The sequence below is a fragment of the Chlamydia pneumoniae TW-183 genome (assembly GCF_000007205.1).
GTDB lineage: Bacteria > Chlamydiota > Chlamydiia > Chlamydiales > Chlamydiaceae > Chlamydia > Chlamydia pneumoniae.
Map to the genome: position 1 here is coordinate 185311 of NC_005043.1, position 15889 is coordinate 201199.

The window sequence follows — 15889 nt, forward strand, 5'->3', positions numbered from 1 at the left end:
GTTCTTTTGGGAGTAAACATGGCTTCTTCTTCAAACAATTCGACTAAACAGGACGGCATACCATCTTGGGTAAACCCAAATGTCCAGTGGAATCGAGCGTCCCAGGTGGGTGATCAAGAAGCGAATTCTCTAACTCCAGAGGCTCAAACTTCACGTAGCTGGTTTTCCGATCGCAAGCATTTTCTTGAAGTCTTAGACGTTAGTCTAGAGGAGATGGAGAACAATGACCTTAAGAAATACTCTAGATATAAGACGATTATCCTGATTGCCACGCTGGTCACTGTTGCGATTACCTGTATCGTTCCTATCTCTATGGTGTTTGGTATCCCGATGTGGGTGCCCTGTCTTATTTTATTTGGAGCGGGTCTTTCTTCGGCTTTTCTTTCTCATCGTCTTCAATCTAAGTGCAAGGAGATCCATTTAAGATACCGAGCGTACCAGATTTATCGCCAGCAGCTGTTGAGTCAGTACCCTGACTTGAGAAAGTCTACTCTCTATAAATATAGTATTACCCATGTCAAACCGAAAAAGGGATTTGTTGGTAAACTCGTAGAAAATTTGCGCCCTGATTTGCATAAAAATAAGGACGATGGGGGTGCTGCTGCAGACTCCAGATTAGATTTTGCGGGATATGGAGTAAAGCATTATCAGACGGATGCTCTACTTGGAGTTTCAGGTGTTAATAGTGTAGAATGGCAACGTCTTGCCTCTCTGATTATGAGTGTTAAGAACGACATTTTAAATGATGTGGGAAGCAGAGAGCCCATTGATAAAGCGCAAAGGTCTGCTTTAGTAGTCAGTGGTAAGGATATTGGAGGGGAGATTCAGCCTGGAGGTATTTTAGATATTTCCAGAGATATTCTAGCGATCTGTGGCTACGGTATGAATGTAGGTGTTGAGGCGAAGAAAGCTATAGACCAGTATAAGAAGTGGTATCTCAATAGTAGTACATTTATTGCTTGGAATCCGCAGCTTCCTGCTATTGCCCAGTCCTATTTACTAGAACAACAACGACATCTAGATTATGCTGCTAAGATTTTCCAAGATCTTTCCGCATTGACGACAGCCCATGGTACAGGGCAGGCTCTTGAAGATTTAGATAGTTTGCTTTGTTATTATGATCAGTTAATTGAATCTAAAGGTGTCGGTGAAAAGATAATAGCATCGATTCACCAGAAGCATCTCGACTTAGCAATGCAAGATTCCTGCGATCAGGAACATTTAAAGAAATGGTCGAATCTATACCACGTGTTTTCAATTACTATTAAAGAATTCACTGAAGGTAAGCTAGAACAAAATGAGGTAGTATCTAGAATACAAAGGCTTCGAGGTAAGTTAGAAAAAAGTAAATGCAGCATTCTTGGAAATTGTCGAACCAACGCAGAATATGCAACAAAGTCTGAAAAAAAACTCGCAGATTATTTGCTGCAGATTGGGGATAGAGAACCTTTCCTTACTGGAATGCATAAGGCGATAGCCACCGGAAAAGCTATTCAAGGAAAAGTGGAAGGAGTCATTTCACAACATCCTGAAAAGCAAATTATGATGCTTCGGTGTTCTATAGAGAGACTCGAAGGGATGTTGCGTCGAGAGGATTGGGGAGCAATCCTACAAAAAAACGAAGACGAAGTCCTTGCATTGAAGAGTACAATGGAAGCTCAGCTTCAAGGATTTAAGGACCTTGTAGGTACCTGGGAAGGAAAATATCAGGAATTTAAGAAAAACAAGCTTTCCAAAGTTTTAGTTTACGACTTCACAAAATCCTATTCTAACCTTCTAAATCGTTTGGAGGTACTCCATGCCGAGAGCTCCACGGATGATTTGGTATTACATGTCGATAGAATGTCGGAAGATCTGAAGAAAACAATCGAGGAGATTGACGGCAATTTATTTCAGGTAACTCCTGAAGAGCTCTCTTTGTTAGCTCGGGAATATCAGGGACTCATGAATGAACTTCCTCTGATCGTTCAAGAGGGGAATCGGCTCCAAGAAGCAATCTCTAGTGAAGGGGTTTCTCAAGGATTGATGTTGTTGAACTCTTTATTGAATAGAGATGAAAAAATAAATAAAAACATAGAAAGCAGTAGGAAAAACTTAGTAGCTATCGCGAAACAAGCACGTAGCGATGCGAGAAATATAGACAGTCAGGGATTGGCTCCTTTGATCCAAAGGAATAGAGCTAGCCTGGACAACATTCTCCAGAATATGTATTTGTTTAACGGCAGTATACGTAATATCCATGCTCTAGATACGGAAACGTTAGTGGCAACTTCCTCTAATATGTTTTCTGCGATGCATACCTTCGACTGGAATATCTATACGAATTTGCTTGATGTTTTAGAAATCCAAAGCAAACCAGCTCCTGCCCCTATGGAGAATCCTGACCTTCCTGGAGCTCTTCCTGAAGAGGTCCAGGATGCGGTTGCTGAAGATGTTTCTGGGACTCACAGGCTACATCACCAGGTGTTAAAGAGACGCTGTGCTGACTTAAAAAATATGATCAGTCAATTGCAGAAGTCGATAAACAAATGGGGAATGGCTAAGGCCATTGTCCTGGGAATTGTTGCGGTGCTCTTCTGTGTTCTTAGTGCTATTTTTATTGGTCAGAACATTTTATCCTTACTCATTCTCTCTTGTGTAGGGTTACTTTTGACTCAGGTATGTCCTTTAATCTTTGATCGTATATCTAAGAGCAAGGAGTTTGAGAAGCAAGTGCTTGAGACAGCGCAGTCCTTGATTCCTGCCACTAAGATTCTTCCCTCAGAATTCAATAATAAGGATCTTAATCGTTTAGCTAAGCTCCAGGATAATTTAAATCTTGAGGGTTTTGGTCCTACATGGGCGCGCAATATTGTGAGTGATCTAGAGGGCATTCCGACTAAAGAAAAGAGCTTGAAGGATCTTACTAAAGAGTTCCGTAAGGATTCTAAAAACTTAAATAAGCGTATAAAAAGACGTTTCAAGGAGGGGTTAGGACAAGAAGCGCCTGTGGTTCGTCCTACTATCCCCCAAGATATTCGTGGAGCTGAGGTTTTTGCAGAGTTACATCGCGAGTTAGAGCACCTTCAAAAGCAAAAAGAAGAGATTAGTATTCGGGGAGATGCTCTGGTTCAAGAGCGCATGGGTCTGTGCTTAGAAAAGTCTAAGTACGACAATGAAAAGGCTCATGCTGCCGCTATGACTAAGAAGGTTGGAAAATTACAAAACATAGATAGGCTTCAAAAAAATAATGAAACGTATGTAAGGATTCAGAATTTTTTTAGAACTTTGATTCAAGAGAAATTAGGGCGTGACACAGTCCAAGAGATAGACGTAGTCAAAGAGGCTAAGGAATTACACGAATTAGCAGCAATCATTTACGGCAATACCAGTGGGAAATCTCAGAAGCAAAGAGCAAAAAAGCAGTTTAAAGAGAATGTTTTACACATAGCAGGGAAGGGTCAATTAGAACTTTTAGAGGCTTACTTGAATGTGACAGCTTCTCAAGGGCTCTGTCGCCATCAAATGCAGGCTTCATTTAGAGAAAGAATCTTGCTAAATCCCGATGGAGCAAAACATGGAGAAGCCGAGAGGACGCTTGCTTCTAGGGAAGAAATGTTGAAAACTCTAGGGCTTTCTTATTTGACGCCTTTTGTAAGATTTTCTTCTCCAGAAAGTACGCAGTCTGGATATAACCAAATTCTGAAAGTCCGTGAGCAGCTCTTCGATATTGAGCAGAGGCTTCAGAATCAGGAGACTGTGAGTCCCGAGGACTATGCGGCTGTACAAGCTGCTTTAGCAGCTTATGTCCGCAAGCATGAATCTCTTATAGTTTCTACTTATGGATTGGGTGCTCAAGAAGGACAAACGAGTTCTAAAGTGACCACTTTAATGCGAGATTTGCATGCTGTAGAAGAGCTTGTTGAGATGGGTGTCGAAACGTATCGATTGAATCGCAGCGATCAGATTCTGCATCGCGTGCATTCTGTTTTACACAGCCATCTGCGAGATAGCGATTCTTCAGGAAATGGAATTATTGATGTAGTTAAGAAATTGTTTGAGCTTCTGAACAATAACGGGAACAATCCTAATGATCCCGAATGCCAAAAGTATATGCAGATACTTTTAGATGCACCAGTCAGTCTATTGTATGGTGCATTTAAAAGTTTCAAAAACGAATTTTTACTTAATTTCACGGAATTGAATATTGCTAATTCAACAAAAGCTGCTGAGGAAGAAGCTAAAAGGTATGTTGAAGAGAAAGGTAGAGGTTTTGAGACTTATTGGGAGGAGGCTAAGCAACGATTGGAAGCAATTGCTGCTGAGTTGGACGACTTAAGGAATCAAGAGACTCTATTGGAACAAGAAATTCGTTTGGCGAATTTAAAGATAAGTATCTTTAGTGACTTAAATTTAAGAGAGAAGGTTTCAGTAGAAAAAGCAGCTTTAGAAGAAGAAATCCAAGGAATACAAGAGCAATATGCAGAGATGCAGGGGATTGAAGATCTAGAGTTAAAACAAAAATTCGAAGATTTGCAAAAGAAACTTGAAGCTCTAGAAGAAAGATTGTTGCAAATAGGTCGAAGGATAGATTCCTCTGTAGACAAGCAGAAAGAACTGTTGGGTCTCTTGGGTAGAGAAGAGGCTGCTTAGAGAAATCATTGCGTTTGCAGATCTCATTGATGGTCAGAGATTCTTTTTCTCATCAACTGCAATGAAAACCATAGAGGACTAGGAAAGGCTCTCTATGGTTTTTTTTCACAATTTCCACTAAATGCCCACAAACGATAGGTAGACCTTCCAATAGGATAGCGTCCTAAAAAGGAGTTAGCTGGTCTTTTCGCTGGCAAAAATTCTAAGTAGATATGAGATCAGCTCGTGCAGCTTAAAGGTATGTGTTCTATATCCGATATAACGATCGGGGCGGATAATAAATAGCGAATTTGGATTTGCGTGATAGAGGTTAAGGATTCGAGGTTCCTTAACATTGCAAATCTCTATCCATTCGCCATATTCTTCTTGTAGAGCTTCCTTTAAGTCGGGGATATCTTTAAAAAAGATAAGAAGGTGCTTACTACTTTTTAAAGGATCTAAGAGGAAAGAACCGTTTTCTAGGCGAGCATCTATAGCTCTCATTCCTGGACCAGGACCATGGATTTCCTTATCTTGAGGAGACATTTTGATAATATCGCTAGAACGGTATTTCAGTGCTTGGTGAGGGGGGTAGTAATACTCTTCTCCTGTAGTATTAAACTTTCGACATCCCTTTAAAAAGTAGTACATCAAAGCAGGTGTATAGAAGCGAGAAAATGGGAGTTTCTTCGCGCGCTTTTCCGTAGTAGGACTAATATAAGGTAGGATATTGCCATCTTCCTGTTCTTTTGTAATCACCAAATGTTTTAATGCAGCTTTTTTCAATACAGGAAGTAGCTTCCAAGCGAGATTAAAGGCTGCGTGAATATTGGTATTAATACCGTTGAGATAAGAAAGAAGCAGAGTATTAGAGAGGCTACCTAAAAATAATACATTTCCATGTTCAGGAGGGAATGCGTGGTGACTTGTTTTTATATGGAAATTTTCATCAGAGATGACGAGATTGTAAGTATAAAGTAGCTTCTGTTTAAGTTTCGGTGATATGGAATGCGTTCCTTGGGGTAGACAGAGCTGTTTCGTTTTTTCCTGGGGATTATAGAAAACGAAATTTAAGAAGTTCTTTGTGATGGGAAGAAGATGGATATGATCTTCTTCAAAGGGCTCGCCCTCATCGCAATTGATAAAAATAACTTCTCGATTTATTCTACGTGCTCTCAGCTGGCTTTTGACAAGATCCCTGATGTCTAGGTTGTTGTCAGCCTCACAGGCTATAATCCACTTTGGATTGTAGATCTCACGATTTTCAAAATTTTGTGATACTTTAGTACTTTCAATAAAGATACTGTTATCAACTAGAGTTACGGGGCGTGTCGACCAATCTATGACGCCTCCGCGTTTTAGAAACTCGTCAATTAGGTGCTGTTCTAAACTTTGATATGTTGTTGATAGAGAAAAAGGAACTGGAGAGTCCGTTGCTTGGCTGAACTTAAATAATAAGGTTCTCTTTTTCCAATGGTAACGCGCACCAAAGATCTTATGGTTGGCTTGGATAAAATCGCCTAGCATTTCACTATTGTGAAGAAGCTCCAAGGAAGAGCAAGACAAGATTACAGGGAGCTTACGACAATCTAAGAAGCTAGGATCCTCAGGAGAAGCTCTGTGGTCGATAACTTTTACAGAGATCCCATGTTGTATTAGCATATTTGCCAAAATGAGACCTGTAGGATTAGCACCTATGACTAAAATGTCTGCCATACTTGCCCTCGGATAGTGAAAAAGATTTTCATAACATTATAGGATAAAATCCTAGGAGGAATCAAGAAACGAATTCCAAGAGCTATGAATATAGGTGCTTCCATCTAGAAGTTGTATTTAAAATTGTAGTGTTCTAGAACCGTTGTACCTTGAATTAAGGTACAACTGAAATTTAAAGTGTTCGTTGGAAGTGGCTCACAATTTGATCTAAGATCATATCTAAATCAGGAGCTGTGGCTAAGTTGTGTCCTGTGTTAGGGTAAGAGATGAAAGTCATTCTTCCGGGAGCTGTGTTTTTAAATAGTGTCTGTTGTGTCCTAGAAACAAGAGTGTCATCAATGCCTTGTTGATGCAAAATATAGGGTTTTGTGGGTAGGGAATTTGCTGTAACGTGATCTTGGATGCGTATGAGGAGATCAACATCGCCAGAGCAAACAATTATAGGAGGAGGACCAAATCCAAAGTCCTTCCCAACAGAGATAATATCTCCTTCGCCGTGTTTAGAGAAATTCTCATAGAGCTCTTTTAATAAGATGCCCCCATCTGCAATTGGAGCCCATACACTCAGGGCTTTGATATTTAAGTCTCTTGGGTTATAGATTTTAGCCAACTCGAAAGCTATGTGGCATCCTAAAGAAAAACCTGAAATTCCTAGACGATATGCATTGAGATCTGGGTGTTCTTGGACAGTTTCAAGTATGGTTTGTGCATCACGTAAATAGGTCTCTATAGGAACTTCTTCAGCAACTCCTTCACTATCTCCACATCCGGCCATGTCGACACGTAAAGTGGCAATTCCAGCTGCAGCGAATTTTCTTCCTAATTTTCGATAGGCTCCAGTTAAACCTCCGAATTTTGTTCCTCGGAAGCCGTGAAACAACACGACTGTAGGGAACCCTCCTTCCGGTGTGGGAGTGTTAGGAAGATGTAAAACACCAATAAGATTGTGATCGTCACATTTGATAGTAACTGCTAAACATACTTCTTGCTTCGGACATACTTCTGTCTTGATTTGAACGAGATCTTCTGGAATTTGAGGAAATCCCGGAACACGGACTGGAGCTGCCGAAGCCCCTATAGCTACTGAAAATAGGCAAGAAACTAAAAAAGCAACTTTACGCATCTTGATTAACTAATTAAAAAAGGAACACATATAGAGTAGGGGGGCGCTCCTGTTTTTGTCAATGTCATGGAAGTTTTTGAAGGAAAAACGGACAAGACTCTTGTTTTTTCCTCTGGGGAGACGTACACTAAGCCTTTTTAATTTTTATATATATAAAAGTTTAGAATATGCGATATGACCCCAACTTAATAGAAAAAAAATGGCAACAATTTTGGAAAGAACATCGAAGCTTTCAAGCAAATGAAGACGAGGATAAAGTAAAATATTATGTTTTAGACATGTTCCCTTATCCTTCAGGAGCAGGTCTACATGTAGGCCACCTTATTGGCTATACAGCGACAGATATTGTTGCGAGATATAAAAGAGCACGGGGATTCTCAGTTCTTCATCCTATGGGCTGGGATAGCTTTGGTTTGCCCGCAGAACAATATGCGATTCGGACAGGAACCCATCCTAAAGTCACGACCCAGAAGAATATCGCTAATTTTAAAAAACAGCTCTCCGCTATGGGATTTTCGTATGATGAAGGACGAGAATTTGCTACGAGTGATCCCGACTATTATCATTGGACTCAGAAACTTTTCCTTTTTCTTTATGATCAAGGACTCGCCTATATGGCCGACATGGCAGTGAACTACTGTCCAGAACTTGGTACCGTATTATCGAATGAAGAAGTTGAAAATGGATTCTCAATAGAAGGGGGATATCCTGTAGAGCGGAAAATGCTTCGTCAGTGGATTCTCAAAATCACAGCATATGCCGATAAGTTATTAGAAGGTCTCGATGCCCTAGATTGGCCCGAAAATGTAAAGCAGTTACAGAAAAATTGGATAGGGAAATCTGAAGGGGCTCTCGTAACATTTCATTTGACGCAAGAGGGCAGTCTAGAAGCCTTCACTACCCGCCTAGACACTTTATTAGGGGTGAGTTTCTTAGTGATTGCTCCTGAGCACCCAGATTTAGATTCTATAGTGAGTGAAGAGCAAAGAGACGAAGTCACAGCCTATGTACAAGAGAGTCTCAGGAAAAGTGAACGAGATCGCATTAGCTCTGTTAAGACAAAAACAGGGGTCTTTACAGGAAACTATGCCAAGCACCCCATTACAGGGAACCTTTTACCTGTTTGGATTTCAGATTATGTCGTCTTAGGCTATGGCACAGGCGTAGTTATGGGAGTCCCAGCGCATGACGAGAGAGATCGAGAGTTTGCTGAAATGTTTTCTCTTCCGATTCATGAGGTGATTGATGATAACGGGGTTTGTATTCATAGCAATTACAACGACTTTTGTCTTAATGGCTTGTCTGGGCAAGAAGCTAAAGATTATGTAATCAACTACCTGGAGATGCGTTCTCTCGGAAGAGCTAAGACTATGTACAGGCTGCGAGACTGGCTCTTCTCTAGACAGAGATATTGGGGAGAGCCTATCCCCATCATTCATTTTGAAGATGGAACGCACCGTCCTTTAGAAGATGATGAGCTGCCTCTTCTCCCTCCGAATATTGATGACTATCGTCCCGAAGGATTCGGTCAGGGTCCTTTAGCGAAGGCTCAAGATTGGGTGCATATCTACGACGAGAAGACAGGTAGACCAGGATGTAGAGAGACTTATACTATGCCACAGTGGGCAGGCTCTTGCTGGTATTATCTTCGTTTCTGTGATGCACACAACTCTCAGTTGCCTTGGAGTAAAGAAAAAGAAAGCTATTGGATGCCTGTAGATCTTTACATTGGAGGTGCAGAACACGCTGTTCTTCATCTTCTTTACTCGAGATTTTGGCATCGAGTCTTCTATGACGCGGGTCTTGTCTCAACACCAGAACCTTTTAAGAAACTGATCAACCAGGGACTTGTGTTAGCCTCTTCATACCGAATTCCTGGTAAGGGATACGTAAGCATAGAAGACGTTAGGGAAGAAAATGGAACGTGGATCTCAACTTGTGGAGAGATTGTGGAAGTTAGACAAGAGAAAATGTCTAAATCGAAACTCAATGGTGTGGATCCTCAGGTTTTGATTGAAGAGTATGGTGCAGATGCCTTACGTATGTACGCTATGTTTTCGGGACCCTTGGATAAAAATAAAACCTGGTCCAATGAAGGTGTTGGGGGGTGCCGTCGTTTCCTAAATCGTTTTTATGATTTGGTGACTTCGTCAGAGGTTCAAGATATAGAAGACCGTGACGGGCTGGTTCTCGCTCACAAATTGGTGTTTAGGATTACAGAACATATTGAAAAAATGTCTTTGAATACCATACCGTCTTCATTTATGGAATTTCTGAACGATTTTTCAAAGCTTCCAGTCTATTCTAAACGTGCCTTGTCTATGGCTGTTCGTGTATTGGAGCCTATAGCTCCGCATATCAGCGAAGAGTTATGGGTTATATTGGGAAACCCACCAGGGATTGATCAAGCAGCATGGCCTCAAATAGACGAGAGTTACCTAGTTGCTCAAACTGTGACTTTTGTTGTTCAGGTTAATGGGAAGTTACGAGGACGTCTCGAGGTAGCCAAAGAAGCTCCTAAAGAAGAAGTTTTATCTTTGTCTCGAAGTGTAGTTGCAAAGTATCTAGAGAACGCTCAAATACGAAAAGAAATTTATGTTCCTAATAAACTAGTGAATTTTGTCCTATGATGCTACGAGGTGTCCATCGTATTTTTAAGTGTTTCTACGATGTTGTTTTAGTTTGTGCATTTGTAATTGCCTTACCTAAGCTTCTTTATAAGATGTTAGTTTATGGTAAGTATAAGAAATCTCTAGCAGTTCGTTTTGGTCTGAAAAAGCCGCATGTCCCTGGAGAAGGGCCTTTGGTGTGGTTTCATGGAGCATCTGTAGGGGAAGTTCGTTTGCTTCTACCTGTACTTGAAAAATTTTGTGAAGAATTTCCAGGTTGGCGTTGTCTAGTGACTTCATGTACAGAACTTGGAGTGCAGGTGGCAAGCCAAGTGTTTATTCCTATGGGAGCCACTGTTTCAATACTGCCTTTGGATTTTAGCATAATTATCAAATCGGTAGTCGCTAAACTGCGTCCCTCCCTTGTAGTCTTTTCTGAAGGGGACTGCTGGCTAAATTTTATTGAGGAAGCAAAACGTATAGGAGCAACTACTCTCGTCATTAATGGTAGAATTTCCATAGATTCTTCAAAGCGTTTTAAATTTTTAAAGCGCCTAGGTAAAAACTATTTCTCTCCAGTAGATGGATTTTTATTACAGGACGAAGTCCAAAAACAGCGTTTTCTTTCTTTAGGGATACCTGAACATAAATTGCAGGTTACAGGGAATATTAAGACCTATGTAGCAGCACAGACAGCACTGCACTTAGAAAGGGAAACTTGGAGAGATCGTTTGAGATTGCCAACGGACTCGAAATTAGTAATCCTAGGTTCTATGCATAGAAGTGATGCAGGAAAATGGCTTCCTGTAGTGCAGAAATTAATAAAAGAGGGGGTCTCAGTTTTATGGGTGCCAAGACACGTTGAAAAGACCAAGGATGTTGAAGAATCTTTGCATCGGTTGCACATTCCTTATGGGTTGTGGAGCCGCGGCGCCAATTTTTCTTATGTACCAGTTGTCGTTGTTGATGAAATTGGCTTATTGAAACAACTTTATGTTGCTGGTGATTTAGCATTTGTTGGAGGTACTTTCGATCCTAAGATCGGAGGACATAATTTATTAGAACCTCTCCAATGTGAAGTCCCTTTAATTTTTGGTCCACATATTACATCGCAATCAGAGCTTGCGCAACGCCTGTTGCTTTCTGGTGCAGGACTTTGTTTAGACGAAATAGAGCCTATAATCGATACAGTTTCTTTCTTACTAAATAATCAAGAAGTGCGTGAGGCTTATGTACAGAAGGGAAAAGTGTTCGTAAAAGCAGAAACAGCTTCCTTTGACCGTACATGGAGAGCATTAAAAAGTTATATTCCCTTGTACAAAAATAGTTAAGTTTGATAAATTCATCGGCATATCGCGGGATAGAGTAGTGGTCATCTCGTTGGGCTCATAACCCAAAGGTCGGAGGTTCGAATCCTTCTCCCGCTAATTACCATTTTGCATGGCGGTATAGCTCAGGTGGTTAGAGCAGCAGAATCATAATCTGCGTGTCGTTGGTTCAAATCCGACTACCGCTATCCATGCTAGAAGACATTCATTTTTTAATAAAATTTAAAAAAATCTTCTTAGCCAAAATTTCCTACCTATATTTTTTACATAACACTTTGTTTTTCAATTTGGATTTATGTTTTCTCGAAGAAAATAAAGATCTTCATAACCAAGTAAATCAGACTTAAAGTACGTCCTGATGCCTTTTTCTTGATTAGAGAATCCGTTAGAACTCGAATTGTGTGTTTTCATAAACAATTCATGCCGCATTTCTTCAATAGGAATTAGAGAAATTTTTAATTTTTCTAAGAAAGGCACTCCAAAACTCAAGGAGTTTTAACTAACTAAAAAAGATAAGGAAAATAAAATATAGCAGATAATACTGTATTTTTGAATAGCTCTTGCTTACTCATCTCTAATAAACAAGTGATTCTTTAACACACCTTTATTGGAGCCTTCAAAAAAAAGAGTAAAGCCAGTGGTATTGGACTCACGAAGATCACAATAAAAGAACCCTGCACCGAGCTCCTTAAGCCTTTCTAGTAGAATAAAGCCACATCCGTCAGGATGATCAGATTGTGGAGTTGCAGCTCTATAAAAATAGAAACAGTACCATATAGTAAAGAGATTGCCTATTGTAGATGGTATTCCAACACCACCCTGAGCTATTGGATACTTATTAGGGAAAAATGCCGTCCTACCAAGAAAAGCGCTTCGTCCAGGTTCCTCACTAAGAACAACAATATTGTGCATCATATGTCTAGCCAGAAGCTTTTTGCTTTCCAAGCTAAAATATTTGTTGCCTTCTTCTTTCAGAAGAATATCTTTTATCAGTTTTTCTTCTTCAGGATGACCTGTAAAGTCAAAAGGTCGATTTTTCAAGAGGAGTTCTGTAGGCCAATCTAACGTTAAAAGTAATTTTATAAAACTTGCCTTAAGGAGTTTCAACTTTCATAAGTTGATATTTCTTAGGAAGAGAATAGAAGAGCGGAGAAACAGTTAGAGCCGCTTCTTTCACTAGCGCAGGATTTTTGGCAATGATCAGTTCTTCGGCTTTAGTAATTTCTGTGGGGATAAAAAATACTGCTCGATCCAAATCTTTATTAAACTTGTTATATAAGAGGTAGCGTATCGCTAGAGCTATCAAGACTAGAGGAAACAGGATAAAGGAAAGGATTTTTAAAATTTTTTCTGCTGTAGAAACAACAGCCTTCTCTTTTTTAGCCAAGATAAGTCCGGAGGGTCGAAGAGAAATAATGCGCGTCACAGTCTCTCCTCCTAAACAAAAATAGGAGTTCAGCTGAGCCATCAACGAAGCTTGCCAATTAGGGGAAGCTCCAGGAGAAAATTGGTATATGTTCATAAGGGCTTCTTTATAAGTGACAAAGCTAAATTATAATCATTTTTGTATTAAGATTAAAAACAGAAATCTCAAGGGAAAACAGTACAATTTAGATTAGATTTATCCGCCTGAGCACCATCCGAACTCTAAACTTTTTAGGAAGTCTAGAATAGAGAGCCATGCCCTTTTTAATTGTCTTTGATAAATCCATGATCCTTCAACACAGATCCATAGTTTTCTTCCCAAACTATAAGGAATCCTATAGGTCCATATGGACCTCCATTACGCCCGTCATTTTGAGCGCCTGCTTGTGGTCTATATTTTAATCCAAGGTTTAAGAGCCTATTATGGACTTCGCAGCCTGCTTGTTTAAAATCCTTTTCTAGTTTGGGGCCGTTAGAATGGTAGTAATAAAAATAAATGAAGGCCCATACAGTGGGTTTTTTAGTTTCATGACTGAACTCGATTAAGAAAGATTCTCTACCTCCATCAATAGTGGATGTAGGAAAGTTCAATCCGGTTTCGAGCTTAAAGAGTTGTTCTAAGAGATAACGTGCCAAGATTTTCTTGCTTTCTAAACAAAACTCCTCGCCAGGATTATTCTTTTCAAGTTTAGCAACTGTATCAATTATAGCCTTGCTTTCAGGATAATAGGCAAAATCAAAATCCTCACTCAAATAGAGTTTAGGCCATGGTATAGAATCTGTATCTAAGTCCTCTAAGAGCAAATCTATATTTATAGAGAGGGTAATTTTAGGAGGCTACCCTTTAGAAGTTTGGATGTACATACTTTGGTATTTTGTAGGTAGGGCAAAGAAACCTGGGTGGACCTCTCGAGCTGCTTTTTCAACTAATTGAGGATTTGCTGCAAGAATTAGCTCCAGTTCTTTAGGCGTGTCTTGAGGGATAACGAAGCATTTTCTATCGAATTTTCTATGTAAGAAGTAGCGGATAGCCAGAGCGATTAAAATGATCGGGAAGAAGATCAGAGCAAGGATCTTTATAACTTTTTCTGCTGTTGAGACCTGTACTTTTTCTTCAGTAGCTAAAGAAAACCCAGAGGGAGTCATGGAGAAAATCCGAGTTGCAGTTTCTCCTCCAAAACAACACTAAGAGTCGAGTTTACTCATAAGCCCAGCTTGCCAGTTCGGGCAGATGCCTGGAGAAAAAGAGTATATGTTGCTCATAAACAATCCCTTTTAAAGAATTAGCCATCTTATTTTATAAATTTTCTGATTCTATAAGTCTTAGTTGAGAATTTTAATTTTTAATATAGATGTTTTTTTAAAGCTTAAGAAATCTTAACACAAAAGAGCCGTTCCTTTGCATCTAGCTTAGAATATTCTTATAGGAATGGACAGGTTGTCAGAGTAGAGGCGAATGCGTTTGATTTTCCCAAAGCAGGGTCAAAGGTCGTTGATCTATAAGCTCCTCTTTCCCGAAGTACTGTAAAGGGCCTGGAAAACGGTATAAATCTTCAACCAAACAAGAATCACTTTGTTGAAGTAAATGTTGAACAGCAGGGGATTTTGGGTCTACAGAATCTGTTTTAATAACAGGAGTCTCTGTCCCACAACGATTTTCTAAGTGCATCATCTTATATAATGGAGTGGCTCCCCCTTGCCATTCAGTATAAGATTGAGCAAGATTATTGATTGTAATCATATAACCAGTCTTTTGTCGGACCAGAAATAACGCAGAAATGATCCCTAAAGCGATTCCATAATTACAATCAAAGTTGGAAGGGAATCCTGCTCGTGCTTCATAACCAAAAAAATGCGATACAGAATGGAATTCCATATGGGGTTTTATCTTTTCGATTTCCTTCTTTACCATTACTGCAAGCAGCTCTTCTGTAGCAATTTTTGAAACTCTAACATTTCCATGAGAATCTCGAGCTAGAAGAAGTTGGTTCGCAATATCCTTAGGAAACAAGTGAAATGTTTTTAATGTCTCTGGAGAGAGCTTGGAAAGAATTTTTTCAATAGAAGAATCTCCATTGGCGAGTAAAACATTGAGTTCATCTATAAGCTTGCGTGTATCGAAAATATGCTCAATCAGTCCCTCTGGGATTAACACAGTACTATAGTTTTTTCCAGATTTATAGCGGCGTACCAAACCTAAAGCAAGCTGTTCACTCAGTTGCTTTAAAGAGATTTTCCTAGTGGCAATAAGTTCGCTAATTAAAGCTATATTAGGGAGGGTCTGCAATCCGCATTCTAAAGTAGTATAAGAGGCCTGCTGCCCCATAAGGCGGATGAAATGGTGGTATTTTTTTGCAGAAAGAGCATCTTTAGCAAGATTCCCAATCATTTCTGAGTACGTGCGACAAGAAGTATGAAAACCTAACGAGGTTTCAATCCAACAGTTCTTAAGATCACCATCTATAGTTTTAGGGACTCCAATCACGGATGTTTTGCAGTTGTGAGCAAGGAAATATTCTGCAAGCATCGCAGTGTCCGTATTGGAATTATTTCCTCCTATAATGAGTAGTCCGTCTAACTTTAGTTGCTTGACTGTGTTGAGGATGTTTTTTTTCTGCTCTTCAGTTTTAATTTTTTCTCGGCTTGAGGAGAGCATGTCGAACCCTCCCATGTTGTAATAATCATAGATTACGGAGATATCCAGATCTTTATAGAGCCCACGAGTAAGCCCTAAAGGTCCTTTGATGAATCCAAATAAGCGAGTCTTGGGATTGAATACTCGTAAAGCATCAAAAAGACCAATAACGACATTATGCCCCCCAGGAGCTTGTCCTCCTGATAGTAAAACCCCAATCTTTAATGGTTTTGATGACGTTTCCTGTTCAGTATAAATAGAAACTTCAGGGATCCGACATAGATTGGGAATGTGTTTTTGCAACTCTGGAGGGGGAGAAGGGGGAGACGAAGTTTCTTGGATATGTTTCGAACGTATCGTTTCTAATAAAGTAAGAATCTCAGGGCGGTAGCGAAGGCGTTGGATTTCAAAATAACTTTTATTTAACGAGAGAAGTTCCACA

10 protein-coding genes and 2 tRNA genes are annotated in these 15889 nt (G+C 39.8%); 5 read left to right on the forward strand and 7 right to left on the reverse strand.

The window, feature by feature from the left end; genetic code table 11:
• The first annotated feature begins 18 nt into the window (after positions 1-18).
• Positions 19-4632, forward strand: a complete 4614-nt coding sequence (locus CPB_RS00755) for a hypothetical protein (protein ID WP_010895288.1) — start codon at positions 19-21, stop codon at positions 4630-4632.
• Between the two features lie 174 nt (positions 4633-4806).
• Here CPB_RS00755 and CPB_RS00760 read toward each other — a convergent pair whose 3' ends face one another.
• A complete protein-coding gene (locus tag CPB_RS00760; RefSeq protein ID WP_010882801.1) occupies positions 4807-6327 on the reverse strand; it encodes an FAD-dependent oxidoreductase in 1521 nt (506 codons plus the stop codon).
• 172 nt (positions 6328-6499) lie between these two features.
• Positions 6500-7450 carry an alpha/beta hydrolase gene (locus tag CPB_RS00765; RefSeq protein WP_010892120.1) on the reverse strand — a complete coding sequence of 317 codons (951 nt, stop codon included), beginning with the start codon at positions 7448-7450 and terminating at the stop codon, positions 6500-6502.
• A gap of 167 nt (positions 7451-7617) precedes the next feature.
• Here CPB_RS00765 and leuS point away from each other — a divergent pair, with 167 nt between their 5' ends.
• The 4 genes from leuS to CPB_RS00785 all read left to right on the forward strand — a co-directional run bounded on the left by leuS (position 7618) and on the right by CPB_RS00785 (position 11575).
• Positions 7618-10080 carry a leucine--tRNA ligase gene (gene leuS, locus CPB_RS00770; protein ID WP_010882803.1) on the forward strand — a complete coding sequence of 821 codons (2463 nt, stop codon included), beginning with the start codon at positions 7618-7620 and terminating at the stop codon, positions 10078-10080.
• Positions 10077-11390, forward strand: a complete 1314-nt coding sequence (gene waaA / locus CPB_RS00775) for a lipid IV(A) 3-deoxy-D-manno-octulosonic acid transferase (protein WP_010882804.1) — start codon at positions 10077-10079, stop codon at positions 11388-11390. Before leuS ends, waaA begins: the two co-directional genes overlap by 4 nt.
• Before the next feature lie 23 nt (positions 11391-11413).
• A tRNA-Met gene (locus CPB_RS00780) sits at positions 11414-11486 on the forward strand.
• Between the two features lie 15 nt (positions 11487-11501).
• Positions 11502-11575 (forward strand) — tRNA-Met (locus CPB_RS00785).
• Between the two features lie 376 nt (positions 11576-11951).
• Here the strand turns inward: CPB_RS00785 and CPB_RS00795 are convergent.
• The 5 genes from CPB_RS00795 to CPB_RS00815 all read right to left on the reverse strand — a co-directional run bounded on the left by CPB_RS00795 (position 11952) and on the right by CPB_RS00815 (position 15888).
• Entirely contained in the window at positions 11952-12428 is a 477-nt protein-coding gene (locus tag CPB_RS00795) for a KDO-transferase 2 (RefSeq protein ID WP_231854635.1), read from the reverse strand.
• 52 nt (positions 12429-12480) lie between these two features.
• Positions 12481-12909, reverse strand: a complete 429-nt coding sequence (locus tag CPB_RS00800; RefSeq protein WP_010882807.1) for a DUF648 domain-containing protein — start codon at positions 12907-12909, stop codon at positions 12481-12483.
• A gap of 167 nt (positions 12910-13076) precedes the next feature.
• Entirely contained in the window at positions 13077-13616 is a 540-nt protein-coding gene (locus CPB_RS00805) for a hypothetical protein (protein WP_010882808.1), read from the reverse strand.
• Positions 13617-13649: 33 nt separating this feature from the next.
• Entirely contained in the window at positions 13650-13967 is a 318-nt protein-coding gene (locus CPB_RS00810) for a DUF648 domain-containing protein (protein ID WP_226990000.1), read from the reverse strand.
• Positions 13968-14253: 286 nt separating this feature from the next.
• Positions 14254-15888 (reverse strand): diphosphate--fructose-6-phosphate 1-phosphotransferase, encoded by a 1635-nt coding sequence (locus CPB_RS00815; protein ID WP_010892116.1) that lies wholly within the window; start codon positions 15886-15888, stop codon positions 14254-14256.
• Position 15889 lies beyond the last annotated feature (1 nt).

Bases quoted from the DNA above. Each gene is read 5' to 3' on its own strand.
- CPB_RS00755 (WP_010895288.1), top strand. From the start codon at position 19: ATGGCTTCTTCTTCAAACAATTCGACTAAACAGGACGGCATACCATCT.
- CPB_RS00760 (WP_010882801.1), bottom strand. From the start codon at position 6,327: ATGGCAGACATTTTAGTCATAGGTGCTAATCCTACAGGTCTCATTTTG.
- CPB_RS00765 (WP_010892120.1), bottom strand. From the start codon at position 7,450: ATGCGTAAAGTTGCTTTTTTAGTTTCTTGCCTATTTTCAGTAGCTATA.
- leuS (WP_010882803.1), top strand. From the start codon at position 7,618: ATGCGATATGACCCCAACTTAATAGAAAAAAAATGGCAACAATTTTGG.
- waaA (WP_010882804.1), top strand. From the start codon at position 10,077: ATGATGCTACGAGGTGTCCATCGTATTTTTAAGTGTTTCTACGATGTT.
- CPB_RS00800 (WP_010882807.1), bottom strand. From the start codon at position 12,909: ATGAACATATACCAATTTTCTCCTGGAGCTTCCCCTAATTGGCAAGCT.